This is a genomic window from Marinoscillum sp. 108 (genome assembly GCF_902506655.1).
GTDB classification, from domain to species: domain Bacteria; phylum Bacteroidota; class Bacteroidia; order Cytophagales; family Cyclobacteriaceae; genus Marinoscillum; species Marinoscillum luteum.
Genome location: NZ_LR734808.1, coordinates 1,738,434 through 1,756,362, shown reverse-complemented (window position 1 = coordinate 1,756,362; position 17,929 = coordinate 1,738,434). Strand labels below are relative to the sequence as shown.

The 17,929-nt window shown below is 44.9% G+C and carries 13 protein-coding genes; 11 read left to right on the top strand and 2 right to left on the bottom strand.

Annotation, left to right across the window (positions count from 1 at the left end; all coding sequences use genetic code 11):
- Nucleotides 1–7: 7 nt before the first annotated feature.
- From GV030_RS07290 to GV030_RS07275, 4 genes are all read left to right on the top strand, one after another.
- Complete coding sequence (locus GV030_RS07290) at nt 8–2,977, top strand: TonB-dependent receptor (RefSeq protein WP_221413298.1); 2,970 nt, start codon at nt 8–10, stop codon at nt 2,975–2,977.
- An 11-nt stretch (nt 2,978–2,988) separates the two neighbouring features.
- Nucleotides 2,989–4,590 carry a RagB/SusD family nutrient uptake outer membrane protein gene (locus GV030_RS07285; RefSeq protein WP_159581291.1) on the top strand — a complete coding sequence of 534 codons (1,602 nt, stop codon included), beginning with the start codon at nt 2,989–2,991 and terminating at the stop codon, nt 4,588–4,590.
- A gap of 38 nt (nt 4,591–4,628) precedes the next feature.
- A complete protein-coding gene (locus tag GV030_RS07280) occupies nt 4,629–5,714 on the top strand; it encodes a SusE domain-containing protein (RefSeq protein WP_159581289.1) in 1,086 nt (361 codons plus the stop codon).
- Nucleotides 5,715–5,800: 86 nt separating this feature from the next.
- Nucleotides 5,801–7,165 (top strand): alpha-amylase family glycosyl hydrolase, encoded by a 1,365-nt coding sequence (locus GV030_RS07275; RefSeq protein ID WP_159581287.1) that lies wholly within the window; start codon nt 5,801–5,803, stop codon nt 7,163–7,165.
- Between the two features lie 29 nt (nt 7,166–7,194).
- Here the strand turns inward: GV030_RS07275 and GV030_RS07270 are convergent, their stop codons facing one another.
- Complete coding sequence (locus GV030_RS07270) at nt 7,195–8,097, bottom strand: DUF58 domain-containing protein (protein ID WP_159581285.1); 903 nt, start codon at nt 8,095–8,097, stop codon at nt 7,195–7,197.
- Between the two features lie 172 nt (nt 8,098–8,269).
- Here GV030_RS07270 and GV030_RS07265 point away from each other — a divergent pair, with 172 nt between their 5' ends.
- The 4 genes from GV030_RS07265 (at nt 8,270) to cas6 (ending at nt 11,765) form a co-directional block, all read left to right on the top strand.
- Nucleotides 8,270–8,623, top strand: a complete 354-nt coding sequence (locus tag GV030_RS07265; RefSeq protein ID WP_159581283.1) for a DUF3276 family protein — start codon at nt 8,270–8,272, stop codon at nt 8,621–8,623.
- 61 nt (nt 8,624–8,684) lie between these two features.
- Nucleotides 8,685–9,776 carry an AI-2E family transporter gene (locus GV030_RS07260; RefSeq protein WP_159581281.1) on the top strand — a complete coding sequence of 364 codons (1,092 nt, stop codon included), beginning with the start codon at nt 8,685–8,687 and terminating at the stop codon, nt 9,774–9,776.
- Between the two features lie 3 nt (nt 9,777–9,779).
- A complete protein-coding gene (ychF, locus tag GV030_RS07255; RefSeq protein ID WP_159581279.1) occupies nt 9,780–10,877 on the top strand; it encodes a redox-regulated ATPase YchF in 1,098 nt (365 codons plus the stop codon).
- A gap of 81 nt (nt 10,878–10,958) precedes the next feature.
- A complete protein-coding gene (cas6, locus tag GV030_RS07250) occupies nt 10,959–11,765 on the top strand; it encodes a CRISPR-associated endoribonuclease Cas6 (protein WP_159581277.1) in 807 nt (268 codons plus the stop codon).
- Here the strand turns inward: cas6 and GV030_RS07245 are convergent.
- Nucleotides 11,751–13,031 (bottom strand): DUF5103 domain-containing protein, encoded by a 1,281-nt coding sequence (locus tag GV030_RS07245; RefSeq protein WP_159581275.1) that lies wholly within the window; start codon nt 13,029–13,031, stop codon nt 11,751–11,753. The genes cas6 and GV030_RS07245 overlap by 15 nt on opposite strands.
- 66 nt (nt 13,032–13,097) lie before the next feature.
- Here GV030_RS07245 and GV030_RS07240 point away from each other — a divergent pair, with 66 nt between their 5' ends.
- The 3 genes from GV030_RS07240 (at nt 13,098) to GV030_RS07230 (ending at nt 17,929) form a co-directional block, all read left to right on the top strand.
- Nucleotides 13,098–13,658 (top strand): RNA polymerase sigma factor, encoded by a 561-nt coding sequence (locus GV030_RS07240; RefSeq protein ID WP_159581273.1) that lies wholly within the window; start codon nt 13,098–13,100, stop codon nt 13,656–13,658.
- On the top strand, nt 13,636–14,982 hold the full coding sequence (locus tag GV030_RS07235; protein ID WP_159581271.1) for an outer membrane beta-barrel protein: 1,347 nt from the start codon (nt 13,636–13,638) through the stop codon (nt 14,980–14,982). Before GV030_RS07240 ends, GV030_RS07235 begins: the two co-directional genes overlap by 23 nt.
- A gap of 325 nt (nt 14,983–15,307) precedes the next feature.
- A complete protein-coding gene (locus GV030_RS07230) occupies nt 15,308–17,929 on the top strand; it encodes a DUF5916 domain-containing protein (RefSeq protein ID WP_159581269.1) in 2,622 nt (873 codons plus the stop codon).

Here is a 17,929-nt window from a genome sequence, read left to right as displayed (position 1 = left end):
TAACAAAATGAAACAAAACTTGAAGATGATGAAACATTTACTAATGGTGGTGTTTTTGCTGACGTGCACCCTTGCGAGAGGTCAGGATGAACACATAGTCACTGGGAGGGTGACAGATGCCGATACCGGACAAGGACTGCCGGGAGCCACAGTGGTGGTCAAAGGAACCTCCGTGGGTACCATCACTAATATTGATGGGCAATACAAGCTTGAATTACCCACGGGCTGGGAGAGCATTACCGTGTCATTTGTGGGTTTTGTATCTCAGGAGATATCTGTACTAGGGAAGTCTATTATAGATGTGTCGATGCCCACAGACATAGCTGCTTTGGAGGAAGTGGTGGTAGTGGGCTATGGTACTGTGAAAAAATCCGATGCTACAGGATCTGTCGCTGTGGTTTCTTCTGAAGACTTCAACAAAGGTGCTGTGAACTCGGTGCAGGAACTTATGATAGGGAAAACCGCCGGAGTATCCATTACACCCATTAGTGGTGCACCGGGCAATACCTCCACCATCAGGATTAGAGGTGGGTCCTCCATGTCTGCGAGCAATGATCCCTTAATAGTGATAGATGGTGTACCATTGGATAATACCCCTATAGGTGGTTCACCCAATATATTGTCCACCCTTAATCCCAATGATATTGAGAGTTTCACGATTCTCAAGGATGCGTCAGCCACCGCCATTTATGGTTCACGTGCGGCAAATGGCGTCATTATTATTACCACTAAGCGGGGTGATAGGGACTTAAAACTGACCTACAATGTCACCACATCTCTCTATACCACACCCAAAAAGGTGGAGGTATATTCTGGGGATGAATTCAGGACACTGATCAATGAAGTGTATGCCGAAAATACCGCCGTGACTTCTTTATTGGGTGATGCGGATACCGACTGGCAGGGAGAGATCTACAAAAATGCTATCGGACAGGATCACAACCTGAGCTTGTCAGGTACCTTGAAGTCTACGCCTTATCGCATTTCCCTGGGATACAACAACACAGACGGAGTGTTGAAAACCTACAACTTTGAGCGGACTACACTCTCATTGGGTCTGGATCCAACTTTCCTTAATGATCAGTTGAAAGTGAAGATCAACCTGAAAGGAATGGATAATAACAACAACTTTTCAGACCAGAGTGCGATCAGAAATGCGGTAGTTTATGATCCTACAAAGGAAGTGTTTAATGGCAATACCCGATGGAGGGGCTATACCACCTGGACGACGGGCGGAATAGATGGTAGCCCCATTAACCTGGCACCAGCCAACCCAGTGGCTCAGCTAGCCCTGACAGACAACACCTCCAATGCCAAAAGAAGTATTGGAAACATACAGTTTGATTATCAGTTGCCTTTTCTGGATGGTTTGAAAGCCAATCTAAATCTTGGTTATGACATTTCTCAAACCAAAGGCCACAACAACGTAAAGGACAGTACGCAGTGGGTGTATATTCCTACAGTAGCTGGTGGCAGGACGAGTCCGTATTTCAATGAGCGCCAGAATCAATTACTTGATTTTTACCTGAATTACCATAAAGTCATCGGAGACAACAGCCTGGATGTGCTAGCAGGTTACTCATGGTCTCACTTCTGGCGTGCCAGTGAAGATTCTACGTCCAATGCTTCGGGTACAGCATCCACCCAGCGTAATGATTTTCAATCGGAGTACTATCTGCTTTCATTTTTTGGTAGAGTTAACTATTCTATCGCTCAGAAGTATCTGTTCACACTCACGCTGAGGAACGATGCTACTTCCCGCTTTTCGCCGGAAACCCGATGGGGACTTTTTCCAGCGGCTGCCTTTGCCTGGAACGTGGGGCACGAATCCTTCTTGCGTCAAAGCCATATTGTTTCTGATCTGAAGCTAAGATTGGGCTATGGGATCACTGGTCAGCAGGATTTGAACAATGGCAATGACTATCCCTATGTAGCGAAGTATACAATCAGTGATGATGCTGCACGGTACGCATTTGGCAACCAGTACTATAACACCCTTCGGCCGGATGGCTATGATGCAGATATACGCTGGGAGACCACCACTACAGCCAATGTAGGGGTTGACTTTGGTTTCGCAGGCAATCGAATCACGGGCTCGCTGGATTTTTATCTCAAAGAGACTAAGGATCTCCTGAGTATCGTAGATGTACCCGTCGGTACCAACTTCTCAGCCACTGTACTCACCAACGTGGGCAGTATGGAAAACCGTGGAGTGGAGATGAACCTGAACGCCAAAGTAATCACCACCGATAAGGTGAATTGGGAGGTGGGTTACAATGTTTACTATAATAAGAATGAAATCACCAAACTCAACCTGAATGATGATCCTGACTATACCGTGCCTACAGGAAGTGTAGGTGGTACGACTTCTGGTACCATTCAGGCGCAGAGGGTTGGGTATCCGGTCAACTCATTTTATACCTATCAGCAACTTTACGATCAGGATTTAAATCCCGTTGAAGACGCTTTTGTAGATAGAAATGATGATGGAATTATCAATAGCAGTGACTTGTACATCTACCAAAATCCTGCAGCGGATGTTCTCATGGGGATCAACTCATGGCTAAATGTGGGCAACTGGGACTTCACCTTTGTTGGGCGTCTGAGTCTGGGCAACTATGTCTATAATAATGTGGCTTCCAATAGTACCTATCAGTCGCTGTATTCCTCTATGCAATACCTCAGCAATGCCTCCATGCTTGCCGATAAAACCCAATTTATGAATGCTCTGAATACCCGTTTCTCAGATTATTACGTAGAAAATGCCTCCTTTTTCCGGATGGATAACATCAATCTGGCTTATAATCTGAGAGACCTCTTTGGCAATAAGCTAAATATGAAGATCAGTGGTGGGGTTCAGAATGCCTTTGTGATCACTAAATACTCCGGACTCGACCCGGAAATCAGTGGTGGTCTGGATAATAATTTCTTTCCACGTACCCGGGTATTCCTGCTGGGTTTGAACTGTGAATTCTAAAAAGAGCTATCATGAAAAACTATAGAATATTCCAAATAATGAGTTTGATTCTGATGGGCTCAGTGTTGAACGCCTGCTTCGGCGATCTGGATACTGAACCACTGGACAATGAAAGCATCACCTCTGCGTCCATTTTTGATGATGAGGCAGCTTATAAGCAGTTTCTGGCCAAACTCTATGGTGGCCTGACGCTTACGGGTCAGCGTGGTGAGTATGGACAGCCGGAAATCTCAGCGACAGACGAAGGCACTACCTCTTTTATGCGAACCTATTGGAGTGCACAGGAGGTGACTACTGATGAGGCTATCAATGCCTGGGGAGATCCCGGATTAGTGGAGTTTCATTCTCAGACCTGGTCAGATAACAACCTCTACATCAAACTGATGTATCAACGAATTTTCATCAACATCGCGTACTGCAATGAGTATATCAGGGAAGTAGGTCAGCGTGTGGATGGTCTTTCGAACCCTTTGAGAGCTGAAGTGACCACCTATCTGGCTGAAGCCCGCTACCTGCGAGCCTTGTATTACTATTTTGCCATGGATCTATGGGGAAATGTACCTTTCGTGACAGAAAACGATGATACCGGGGCCTACCTGCCTAAGCAAATCGCTCGTGGAGATCTTTTTCTCTATATAGAGTCTGAGCTGGAGGCCATTCTTCCTGCTTTGGTGGATGCCAGACAGAACGAGTATGCCCGTGCTGATAAGGCCGCGGCGTGGATGCTACTAGCCAAAATGTACCTCAATGCAGAGGTGTATTTGGGTGAGGGAAATGACCGGTTTTCCGATTGTATTGTTCAGTGTAATAATATTATCTCTTCTGGAGCTTACACACTTCATAGCCAGTATTCACATTTATTCCTGGCAGATAATGACAGACTTAGAAACGAAATCATATTTCCAATAGCCGAGGATGGTGATAACACAAGAAACTATGGTGGTGTCACCTATATTATTCACGCTGCTGTGGGAGGTACTCAGGATCCGGACAAGGACTTTGGGATAGGCTCTGGAGGATGGTTTGGAAACAGGCCCACCACCACTTTTGTGGAAACATTTGAAGACCCCACAGGAGACACTGATCACAGGGCAATGTTCTACACCGACGGACAGACGTTGGAAATAGAGAATCCTACGGTGTTCACGGAAGGTTATCTGTGTGAGAAGTTTAAAAACATCACCTCAGCAGGCATAAAGGGTAAGAATGACATTTTCGTTGATACCGATTTTCCACTCTTCAGACTGGCTGAGGTGTACCTGATGTACGCTGAGGCAGTCAAAAGAGGAGGCGCAGGCGGCAATGAAGCTACTGCGCTGGATTACATCAATGCCTTGAGAACACGGGCCTATGGCAATACCTCTGGCAATATTTCAATGGCCGATTTCACCCTGGACTTTATCCTTGATGAGCGTGGTAGAGAACTCTACTGGGAAGGACACAGACGTACTGATCTGATTCGCTTCGGTCGGTACTCTGATGGAGATTATATGTGGGATTGGAAGGGAAATGTAAAAGACGGAAAGACGATGCCCTCGCATCTGGACATTTTCCCTATCCCCTCTGCTGATCTGGGGTTGAATACCAACCTGAAACAGAACAAAGACTACTAGTCACCTGAAATATTCTATCACAACTAAAACAAGAAAAGATGAAAAAGTTACTAATGTGCGGTGCCATGATTGGCGGATTGGCTCTTTTTTCCTGTGAGGAAGAAGGAGAAAAAGTCATTATTGAAGAGAAAGATCCGATCGCTGCGGAGATATCCACCCCCACGGCTGGTTTTGCGGACGTTGCAACTGCTAATAATCTGGAAGAAGTGTTGACTTTTACGTGGAGCGAAGCTCAGTTTAATTTCCCAAGTGAGATTAGCTATAAAGTACAGATTGATCTGGCTGCTGGTGATTTTTCACTACCAGCTACCTTAGGTACTACGTCAGAGACTACTTTTTCTATCACTTATGGAGATTTGAATAGTATTATTCTCAGTACACTGGAAAGCCCGGCCAATGAGCCCATAGCACTCCAGACACGAGTTATTGCGAGCGCTGCCAGTAAAGAAGACCTGGTTTCGGCGGTAGTGTCTTTTACATTTACGGCTTATGAGGAGGAAGAGCAACCACAGGAGTATGCCAAACTTTGGATTGCTGGTGACTTTCAGGGCTGGAACATTGACGCTGCAGCCACCATTGCTTCAGTCAAGGACGATGGGGTTTATGAGGGTTATATTTTCATTCCTGCAGGGGGTACGAATGAGTTCAAACTGTATGCACAGCCAGGATGGGAGCCACAGTCGTATGGTACTCTAAATGATGGGGTGATTTTTGAGGCTAACTATGCGGGGGACAACTTCATAGCCCCTTCCGATGGGTATTACTTCTTTTCGGTAGATTTAAACAATCTTACTTACCTGCTCATCAAAACTGATTGGGGAATCATAGGTGCCGCCACTCCCGGTGGGTGGGACTTTGATACCGAACTCACCTTTGATATGGACACTGAAGTGTGGTCTGTGACTGCAGATATGATTGCCGAAGGCTCATTCAAGTTTCGAGCAAACAAAGAGTGGGTGCTTGATTTTGGTATAGATACTGATGGAAACCTGGCCTACGCCAACCACCCTTGGTTAGACTATGTGGAGCAGCCCCAGCTTACTGTGCCTGAGGATGGGAATTATACCATTACTCTTGATCTCCACGAGGCAGGCAATTACACCTTTGATATTCAAAAAAACTAGCCCGATAAGGGATAGATGAATTTGTAAATTACAACCAAAGTGACCGTTGGTCGCTTTGGTTATTTTGAATAAAAAACAACCTTAAGATGCTTAGAATACTGTTTTTGTTGATCACTATTTCGTGTTTCCCGGCTTGCAAGGATGATGGTCTGGACAAACCTCCCACTACCAATCCAGAGGATACAGTTGAGCTTTCTGATACCTTGATCATTCCACCACTTCAAGAGATGGTGGTTTATGAGGTCAATATGCGGGCTTTTAGCGATGCGGGTACGTTTAGCGGTATTCAGAGTCGTCTGGATAATATACAAGATATGGGAGCCAACGTGATCTGGTTGATGCCCATTTATCCGATAGGAGAGGTGAAGACAGTTAATTCACCCTATTGCATTAGGGATTATCGGGCCGTCAACGCTGAATATGGCTCATTGAATACCCTCAAGGCCTTAGTAAGTGCCGCTCATGATCGCGGTATGGCCGTAATTATAGATTGGGTGGCTAATCATACTGCATGGGATCATCCATGGATCTCGGCACATAAGGATTGGTACAGCCAGGATGGCAATGGTGACATTATTGAGCCACCAGGAACCGGCTGGACTGATGTAGCCGAGTTGAACTATGAGAGTGGCTCCATGAGACAGGAGATGATTGAATCCATGCTTTTCTGGATTGATGAGGCGGGTATTGATGGTTTTCGTTGTGATGCAATTGATTTCGTACCGGATAGCTTTTGGAACGAGGCACTGGCTTCATTGAAAGCTCATACGGACAAGGACCTGATTTTGCTGGGAGAAGGGGGAGTACTGGCTAATTTTGAAGTTGGCTTTGAGATGAATTATGCCTGGGATTTTAAGACCGCCATAGCCAGGGTCTTCAGCGAAGGCATGTCTGCCGAGACCATTATCAGTACCCACAAATCTGAATATACTAAAGTACTGGCTGGTGGAGAGAAACTGCGATATATTACCAATCATGATTTGTATGCATGGGAGACCACTCCCATTGAGGATTTTGGGCTCAAAGGTTCCGTATCGGCTTTTGTGATCACCTCTTATCTTGGTGGGATCCCTTTGATCTATGACGGTCAGGAAATAGGTCACCCCACTAATATTAGTTTTTTTGATAAAAATCCGATCAACTGGTCTCTGAATCCCGATGTTTATGATGCCTACAAGGATATTATGACGGCCCGGGCTGAGTTATCAGCGGTGCATTATGGGGAGATGAAATCCTATACAAGTAAGGATGTGGTGGCTTTCAAGCGATTCACAGCTAAACAGGAGGTATTGGTGATTGTAAATGTTAGAAATAGTCTGAAAGTATTTGATGTACCTGATGAACTCGCCAATACTCAATGGAAAGATGTATTGGCTGATACAGACAAAACTATATCTTCGTCAGTGTCATTGGAAGGTCTTCAATACCTGATTTTGGTGAGAGATTTATGAGGATAGGAGCTGATCAGATGGGAAACGGATCATCGCATTCGTTTTCTTTTGATCAGGTAAGCGCCTAGTATCTTTTCGAAGGGTTCGGAGATATCCGCCTCTACCAGGTCTATTTTGTAGCTACCACATCTGATTTTCAGGTCCTGATAGAGCTGACTCATGTGCTGCTTATAATGATCCTTAATTTCCCGTGGGTTGAGTTTAATCGTTTCGTTGGTTTCCAGGTCAATAAACCGGTGTGGACGGTCCTCAAATTCAAATTCCAACTCAGTCTTATGATCTGAAACATGGAAGATCAACACTTCGTGTTTATTGTGTTTGAGGTGTTGGAGGGCTCCGAAAATTTCGTCCAGATCATTCGATTTCTGGAACATGTCACTGAAGAGAATCACCAGAGATCTCTTGTGGATTTTATCAGCAATTTGATGGAGCACGTTAGCGACATTGGTAGCTGCTTTTCCTGGAGTGCTTAGGAGGTCACTTAGCTGGGTTAATAGCTGATTCAGGTGGGTTTTGGTGGATTTGAGGGCTGACTGATAAAGGATTTCATCTGAGAACGTGGTGAGGCCTACAGCATCACGCTGCGAGGTGAGCAGATGTGCCAGCGATGCAGCACAAAGTACTGAGAACCTGATTTTATCCAACCCTGGTTTGGGATAGTACATGGAATTAGATACATCCAGCAGAATCTGAGCTCGCAGGTTGGTTTCCTCTTCAAATTGTTTAGTGTACAACCTGTCCGTACGTGCGTAGACTTTCCAATCTACATGGCGAGTGCTTTCTCCAAAGTTGTAGAGTTTGTGCTCGGCGAATTCCACAGAGAACCCATGATAAGGTGATTTATGCAGTCCGGTGATAAATCCTTCTACAAGTTGCCGGGCCAGAAGGTCCAGGCTTTCGAACTGTTTGATGTCTGCCAGGCGTATACTCATTAATTGATTATTAACGGACTTTGATTGTTTTTCTCGCATCAAAGAAAGCTTCTTTTTTATTCAAAGAGTAAAATATGCCGTTTGCATTTGTCATTTTTTAAATGCTATATTTAAATGCTATTTCGAGATACTTTGTAGCTAGAACTTAAAAAAACAACAAACTTTAAGAATTGTGGAAGAGAATAAGGAAAAAGGGAGAGACGAAATTTATTCTGAGAGAGTAAGAGCAGGTAAGAGGACTTACTTTTTTGACGTAAAGTCTACTCGATCAAATGACTACTACCTGACCATCACAGAGAGCAAAAGGAGGTTTAAGGACGATGGTTTTTTTTATGAAAAGCACAAAATTTTCCTGTATAAGGAGGATTTCAACAAATTCGTGGCTGCACTGAACGAAACTGTAGATCATGTGAAAAATGAGCTGCTTCCGGACGTGGATTTCAGCGAGTTTGACAAAGTACATGAAGAAGACGAGGAGACTATAGATGTGTCTTCTGAGGATGATTCTGAACTGAAGTGGGACTGATCCCTTAAGATCTTAATGATATAAGCTCTCACTCTATGGGGGCTTTTTTTATGCTTTTGCGATGAAACGTACATTAGTTGCTATTGGTGTATTTGTGGTGTTACTGGGTGTGGCCATCTGGTATTTTTCCAATATTTTCATTTATCTCACCATCTCTCTGGTGCTGGCTACCGTCTTGCGGCCTATGACCAGCCAGATCATCCGGTTTGAGGTATTTGGCGGTAAGGTGCCCCGTTACATTGCTATTTTCGGCTCCTATGCTGTGGTGATAGGAGTGCTTGCTTTGTTCCTGGTGTTGTTTATCCCACTTATTTCCAATCAGCTGGAGGTGCTGGCTTCATTGGATTTCAGTACAGTATTTGACTCACTGGTGCAGCCTGTCCGCTGGGTGGAGACTTTCCTGATCAATAACAGACTTTCTGATGGCCCATCGGGGTTCATGGTAGACTCGGTACGCAAAGGAGTTGTCGATTTTATACACACCATGGATTTTACAGAGATTTTGAATCAGCTCATTTCCTTTACCGGAAACTTTTTCATTGGCGTATTGGCGGTGGGGTTTATTACTTTTTTTCTCCTTTATGAAAATGGCATTCTTCGTCGGCAGGTCATTGCGGTGATTCCTAATAAATATTTTGAAGTTTTTATCTCCGCTCTCTATAAGATAGAGCGTCTGCTTTCCAACTTCCTGTTGGGTATTCTGTTTCAGATGATTTCCATCTTCTCTATTGCTGCTGTAGGCCTTTCCATCGTGGGGGTCAATTATGCCCTCACCATTGCCGTTTTTGCGGCTATCGCCAATCTGATTCCCTATTTGGGCCCTTTACTTGGTGGTATCTTCGGAATTGCGGTGGCAGTGAGTACCTCCGGTGATTTTACATTCAACAATGATACACTCATCCTCGTCGCCAAGGTTTTTTCAGTATTTGCGGTGGTCCAGGCTACGGATAACTTACTCCTGCAGCCACTTATTTTCTCTAAAAGTGTAAAAGCGCACCCATTAGAAATTTTTGTCATTATTTTTGTGGGCGCAACCATCGCAGGGATTCCGGGCATGATTGGGGCGATACCGGTTTATACCGTTTTAAGGGTCTCATCTACAGAGATTTACGCCGGTTTTAATCAATATAGAGTATTTAAAATCAAGAGTTAGATTATGGGGTTAAGGTGTGGAATTGTTGGGCTTCCGAATGTTGGAAAATCCACTTTATTTAATGCGCTCTCGAATGCAAAGGCTGAAGCAGCCAATTTCCCTTTTTGTACCATTGAGCCCAATGTGGGGGTGATCACCGTGCCCGATGAGCGATTGGAGATACTGAAAGGACTAGTGAGCCCCGAACGTGTGGTGCCTACAGTCATTGAGTTTGTAGATATAGCGGGGCTGGTGAAAGGAGCCAGCAAGGGTGAAGGATTAGGAAACCAGTTCCTGGCCAACATCCGCGAAGTGGACGCCATCATTCATGTGGTGCGCTGCTTTGAAAATGACAACATCATTCACGTGGAGGGCCGTGTGGACCCTGTGGATGACAAAGAAGTGATAGATACAGAACTGCAGCTCCGGGACCTGGACTCTGTGGATAAGCGTATCGCCAGAGTGGAGAAGATTGCCAAAGGAGGTGATGCTAAGGCGAAGAAGGAATATGAAGTGCTGATTCAGTTCAAAAAGCACCTGGAATCTGGTCGTAACGCTCGCTCTCTGGAGATGGAGAAGGAAGACCGAGTACTGGTGAAAGAACTTCAGCTGCTGACTGATAAGCCCATTATCTATGTGGCTAATGTGGAGGAAGAAAACGTGAATTCCGGGAATCAGTATAGCCAAAAACTGGAGGAAAACGTGGCCAGTGAAAATGCGGAGGTGGTAAGGGTGTCGGCGGCATTGGAAGCCCAGATCGCTGAGTTTGAGGATGAGGACGACAAGCTGATGTTTTTGGAGGAATACGGTCTAAAGGAATCTGGGCTCAATCGGCTGATCAAGGCTGCTTATTCACTTTTGGACCTGATTACTTACTTTACCGCTGGTGTACAGGAGGTGAGAGCCTGGACAATCAAGAGAGGGTGGAAGGCTCCTCAGGCTGCCGGGGTAATTCACACCGATTTTGAGCGTGGGTTTATCAAAGCTGAAGTGATCAAGCTGGAGAATTATCAGCAATATGGTTCTGAACAAGCTTGTAAGGAAGCGGGCAAACTTTCGATTGAAGGTAAAGAATATGTAGTGCTGGACGGGGATGTGATGCACTTCCGTTTCAATGTTTGATTTTTTTACATCACTTCTAAACAAAAACTACTTTAAGCCTGTTTTCTGATCAGTTAATCTAATTTTTTTAATTGCGATCAGATGCGGGTCAGAGTTACGTTCAGGGTCAACAACCGTGGAGGGTTGGTGCCTTTTCACCACCAATATTTAATATCAGAGGTTTTTAGGGATATTCTACAGCGAGAATCTAAAGATGATTTGAAGGACTATCCCTTCTTTAGTTTTTCGGGAATCAAAGGTCAGACCCGACTGAGCAAGGCTGGTCTTCATTATAATTCAAGGAGGGTGACTATTGTCATTTCTTCACTCAGTGCTGATTTTGTGGAGCACCTCGTAGGAGCGATTTTCAGGAATAAAGAAATTCAACTTGGGGCACTCAACCTCACGCCGGAAATGGCCGAAGAGGAGCTTCCTGTAACTCTCCACCGGGAAACGAAGTTTATATGCATTTCACCTATTGTGACCTCTGATGATTTTCATAGTCCGGAGCACAAGTTGTTTATTGAGCCCTCCTCCAATGACTTTTCGGATCAGCTTTATGACGCTACCATCACGCGGATGACGGAGTTTGGGATAGATACAGACGCCATACCTGAAGTCCATAAGTTTCAGTTGATACCAGACGAAGACTACCTGGATAAGCTTCGGGCTTCCAATAAAAAATTCTCAAGAATCTATCCGGTGTATTATCAGGGCGAGCAGCTGGAAGCCAGGGGATATACCTTTCCTTTCACACTTTTCGCTGCTCCTGAAATTCAGGATTTCATCTTCACCTGTGGGTTGGGAACCTGCTGCTCCATGGGATTTGGTATGTTGGATTTGGTGAATTCTGATCCAACTGAGCGTACCGTTCCTTACAAATCTGCCGAATCATTAGTTTCCACTTGATACCCTGCGGTATCCAATGAGTTCGTCATAGTTGTTAAAAGGATCCCTGTAGTAAAACAGAATTTCATAGTCGTTGGATGTCTGGTAATGGCTCCCTTCCAGTTCATAAAAGGGCATTTTGTCTGATTTCAGCCAGTAGAAGTAATCATAATAGCCCTGCTTTAACCATATCCATCCTCTGTAGCTCCCGGTGCTCTCATCGTAGCTCATCATGTTTTCAGGTGTAAGGTTCCAATTGTTGAATCCTCCTGCTATGTATACTTCGCCCTCCAGTTTTTCAGATTGTAATTCAAAGTAGACCTGGGCATATTCACTTTGCAATGGCCCATCATTGGGGTCTTTGTTTTCCAGGAAGAAACCACCATTGAGGTCGTTGATGAGCTGTGAATAAGCCAGCCCATGTCTGCTTTTATCCAATCCCAGAAAGGCTTGTATCTGATCGGTTTCTTTCCTCACATTCACCACATTCATTCCTCGGTAATCGATCGATCGGAGGTCAAAGTATCTGAATTCATTCAGCGCAGGAAAGTTGTTTTCACCATTGAAATGCCTGTATTCAAGGTAATTTTGATCAGGCCGCATCAGTGTGGGCTGTAGACCTGTGATGGGAGTGTGCCAATTATGATTTTGTAATAGTACTACCTTGAATTCCCGTAGTGGATTGGGATTTTCAATCTGCTGATACCTTATCCCGAATGATAATTGGTGGTTGGTGTTCCTCTGGGAGACCGTGGCGCTGGGAGTAAATTCCACATCAATCTGCGCTCGTTGGTCAAAAACAAGAAACCTTCTCGTAAATAGCACGTTTTTCCGATCATTCTCACGGTATACCACCAGAAGGTAATTCCCCGATTTGTCAGGAGCTGGTAAATCAGCCTGGTAATTGACATACGGTATTCTGGTGTTGGAGGAGTAGTTGTATTGGTTGATAGGAAACTCATTGTAGGTGCTCAGAAATTGTAGGTCCGTCAGTCGAGACGGTGTCCAGTCAGCATTGCAATGAACATATCTGGCATTGAGGTAGGACGTATTCTGTTCCAGAAGGTCAAACACCAAACTGAGTCCGGCAGAGTTGAGGGCTATCACGGGATAATCCAGGCTCGCTTGCTGGTCAGCAGAGAGGGGATAGAGCTGTACTACGCCTATGTTGTCTTCATATTCGGCATTGTCATAGAGAATGGTTTTCTGGCTTGCCGTATCTGTGTAAGAAACTGGCACACAATTGGCTAGCAGGAGACTAATCGCAAGTAGTGGTAGATATTTCATAAATTTGTTAACTGCGGTTACAACGTTTTGTAAGTTATCAGAGTCTATAATCAAAAGTTAACCTGAATGGCATTCAGTGATGAAGAGTTAATTAAGGCCTGTTGCAAAGGAGAACGGACTGCTCAGCAGAATCTGTATAAAAAGTACAGCGGACAGATGTATGCTGTCGCTTTGCGCTATTCCAAAATGCAGCAAGAAGCGGAAGATATTCTTCAGGAGGCTTTTCTGAAAGTTTTTCAGAATATAAATAACTTCAGACAAGACTCTTCACTGGTATATTGGATTAAGCGAATAGTGGTGAATACGGCACTCAATCATCAGCGGAGCAAACTGTATCTCTATCCCATGGTGGATGTTGGCGATCTCAAGAATCGTTTTACCGAAAATCTTACCATTACCGGAATCAATCACAAGGAACTATTAGAAATGATCAGAAAATTACCCTCTGGGTGTCAGGTGATATTTAACCTGTATGCGATTGAGGGGTATAAGCATCATGAGATTGCAGACCTCCTGGGGATCAGCGAGGGGACCAGCAAGTCTCAGTATGCAAGAGCCAAGAGCTTATTGAAGGAGTGGATATTGAAGAGTGACGTGATATATTATGATAGGGCAGGAGAACTCTGACAGTCAATTTGAGAATGAATGGAAGGAGGTTTTTGGTGATGCAAGCCAGACACCCCCTGATGCAGTGTGGAATGAAATCGACCGGAAACTGGCCTATGCGGAACTTTCGGTGTATAAAACAAAAGCCACCTATTACAGGTGGGCAGTGGCTGCTATTCTGCTGCTGGCAGCCTCACTTGGTACTCTGCAATACTGGTACTTTCAGCAAGGGACGGATTACCGGCTGGCCATTAATGTAGACAAGCCCGCTCCAATGGAGGAGGTTGTTTCCATACGCATTCCTGACTCAGCCGATGAAAGGATGACTGCTTTGGCTTTTGGTGATCAGGGAAGGGATAAACAGGTCTCCCGGGCTGCCATGTTTGTGGCCAGCGAGCAAGAACAAGAGGAAGAAGTCAATGATCAGAGTCATTCCCGCGAGATTTTTGAAGAATTAACTTTGACGAAATTGAAGCCGGAAGTGTCTATTGCGGCTAATTATACGGGGAGGCGACTGTATTTACTACCCGTATACCATTTCGAGCAAAGACGAAAAGCGGGTGTGGATAATAAGTACTGGGCGGGACTTAGCCTGGGTTCTGGTGGTTTTGATCCTAACTTTCAGTCGACAGGGGGAAGTCTGCTGGCCAGTAATCTGGATATGTCCAGCGCAGGATTTAGTCTTTCAAGCGAGGAGGCCATCGATAGTCAATCACCATCCGTTCGTGAGGGTATGTTGCCAGGAGAAACCGTTTCACTTGGTGTGAATTTTGGATTGAAATTGAGCAGCAGATGGACACTGGAGAGCGGGGTGCAGTATGCCCGGGCAGATGCTACTACTCAGACCAATGTGGTGATTCAAACCTCTACTTTTCAGGAGGTGATTCCGGCCACTAGTCAGGTGAGAAGTGTTCAGCAATTTGAGCAAGCCATCGACCGCCAGGAAGTGGTAGAATATGATTACAGAGATGTTAATTTGAAGAATGAATTTCAGTTTACCTCAGTACCAGTGAAAGCCGGATATCTGATTGTGAATAGTAAATTCAGGATGGAATTGAATGCGGGTGTGATAACTAATTTTTATATGGGCAATAAGCTCTCGGGTTCAGATGCGGAAATCGCAGGGTTAACCATTGGTCCGGGTTCCGAATCCCCTTATCGTGAGGTGAGTTTTAGCGGATTGGCAGGTGTTGAGTTTGGATATCAACTGTTGAAGAATTTTGATCTGGTGATAGAACCGAATTATAGAAGATCGATCAACTCGCTGACCAAAGAGAACACCTCGTTTACCACCAATCCTTCGGGATTTGGGCTTCTCACAGGAGTTCGATACAATTTTAACTAAGTATAATACAACCTTTTGTATATTTGCAGTGTCCTAAAAGTCAAAACGTCTTAGTCCGTCATGAAAACTACACAAGTTCAAACTCCAAAAGGAGAGGAAACAGCAAAACAAGATTTGTTTAAACTCTCCACACTTACGCTTATCATCATGATCATTTTGTCCCTGCTCTACATGGGCTGATCATTGCGAATTTCATCGGCATATCCAGATGGATGTGCCGTAAATCCCTGAAATTAACCGAATACTCATTTTAATGTAACCTCAGGGTTTGGGATAAGTATTTCATAGAGTCATCGTTCTTAATGAAGACCCAACTCAACCCAAGATGAAATCAGTCGGCCTGGTCTGTATTCTGGCATTGCTATGCTTTGAGTCGTATGCTCAACCTAAAACTTACGAAACCACCATGGTTCAGGCTCCGCCTGTGATTGATGGAAAGTTGGATGACCCAGCGTGGGATTTGGTGGATTGGGGTGGTGACTTTATACAGCGACAGCCCGAAGATGGAGCGGCGCCCTCCCAAGATACCAAGTTTAAGATTTTGTACGATGCAAAATACCTGTATATCGGAATTCGGGCATTTGATTTGGAGCCAGACAAAGTAGCTCGGCGAATGTCACGAAGAGACGGTTTTGAAGGAGATTTGGTGGAGGTCAACATAGACAGCTACAATGACAAGCGGACAGCCTTTAGCTTTACAGCCTCAGCCTCAGGTGTTAAGGGTGAAGAATATGTTTCTAACAATGGCGATGACTGGGATTCTACCTGGGATCCCATCTGGTACCTAAAGACCAGTCTGGATGATCAGGGCTGGATCGCCGAATTTAAAATTCCCCTGTCTCAATTACGTTTTGCAGATAAGGAAGAGCACGTATGGGGGATACAGGTCATGAGGATGGTCTTTAGGAAGCAAGAAAGATCTTATTGGCAGCCCATTGCTCAGGATTCTCCCGGTTGGGTTCATCTTTTTGGTGAACTGCGTGGTATTACAGGCATTAGGCCTCAAAAACAACTCGAAATACAGCCGTATATCCTCGGTAAGACAGAGAAATCACCATCCGTAGAGGGCAACCCTTACGCCACAGGTTCTGAGTCTGATCTGGATGTGGGTGTAGATGCCAAAATAGGCCTCACCAGTGATATTACACTAGACCTTACTATCAATCCGGATTTTGGTCAGGTAGAGGCCGATCCATCTCGGGTGAATCTTTCTGCATTCCAGTTATTTTTCCAGGAACGAAGGCCATTTTTCCTGGAGGGGAAGAACACGCTAAACTTTGGCCTCACTGAATCTGTAGCGGGTGGTCAGTTCAATAATGACAACCTTTTCTATTCCAGAAGGATCGGAGGATCTCCTTCATACTTTCCATCGGATGATGACATTCAATACGTGGATCGGATGAAGAAAACCAGAATATTAGGTGCAGCCAAGGTCACAGGTAAGAACAAAAATGGCTTTTCGTGGGGACTGCTGGAATCGGTCACCAATAAAGAAATGGTGGAGGTGCAGGACACCCTGGGAGGCAGAAGAAAGGTAGCTGTAGAGCCCATGACCAACTATGTAGTGGGCCGTGTGCAGCAGGACATCAATCAGGGGAATGCCCTGATCGGCGCCATGTTTACCGCCACCAATAGGAGGTTGGATGAAGATCATTTCAATTACCTGCATAAAAGTGCATACACAGGTGGGGTAGACTTTACCCAGAACTTTAACGAACGAAACTATTACCTCTCTTTGAATGCTGTGGTGAGCAATGTGAATGGTGATGAAGAAGCCATTTACAATACACAAACTTCCTCTGAGCGCTACTTTCAGCGGCCGGACAATAGGAGAAAAGGAGTTGACTCCACGCGAACCTCACTTTCTGGTACGTCCGGGACTGCTGCCTTTGGCAAGCGGAACGGAAATCTGATTTTCCAGACAGGAGCTACTATGCGCTCACCTGGTGTGGAACTTAACGATGTGGGTTTTTTGATGCAGTCAGATTATATATCCCAATGGACCTGGGCGCAGTACCGTATACTTAAGCCTTTCAGTATCTTCAGGTGGGTCAGGTTCAATGCCAACCAGTACCTCACCTGGGATTTTGGCGGAATAAACCTTCTAAAAGCAATGAATTTCAACACCCATGCACAGTTTAAAAATATGTGGTACGTGGGCGGTGGCACTACTTTATCGGGTGAGAGCAGGTCAAATGCCGATTTGAGGGGCGGACCTGCGTTGCGTTATCCGGGTACCACGGAATATTGGGTTTACATGGGAACCAACGACCAGAAGAAGCTTTACTTCGAGATGAATCCGTGGATATCTTCTGGACAAGAAAACTACTATAGAGGAGGAGGTATTTTCACAAGCCTTAGGTATCAGCCGACTGATGCGCTGAGACTGTCGGTTTCTCCGTCAGTGGACTGGAATGACAATGCCCTTCAATATGTAAGCAGCTACGAGACCAATACTGAAAACTACATTCTGGCAAGAATCCAGCAAGTAACCTATAGCGCCTCCGTGCGGGCCAACTACATCATCACACCCAATCTGTCTGTGGAATACTGGGGGCAGCCGTTTATTTCCAGAGGAGAGTACAGTGATTTCAAAAAGGTACTTAGCCCCAACTCTGACCACTTTGAGGAACGACATGTTTCTCTTGGCCCTGATCAGATCAATTATGCTGATGAGTCGGGGAGTTATTTTATTGATGAAAATAGGGATGGAATTACTGAAGCAGAGTTGGATGACCCCAACTTTAACTTCATGCAGTTCCGATCCAATTTTGTGATAAGATGGGAGTATATACCCGGCTCCACTCTTTTTGTGGTATGGACATCCAGTTCTTCTGATTCGCACAATTCACGAGAAAATAGATTTAGCTATTTGGCCACCGACCTGAAACAGGCCGATGGTACCAATATTTTCCTCATTAAGTACACCTATCGATTTGTCTTATAG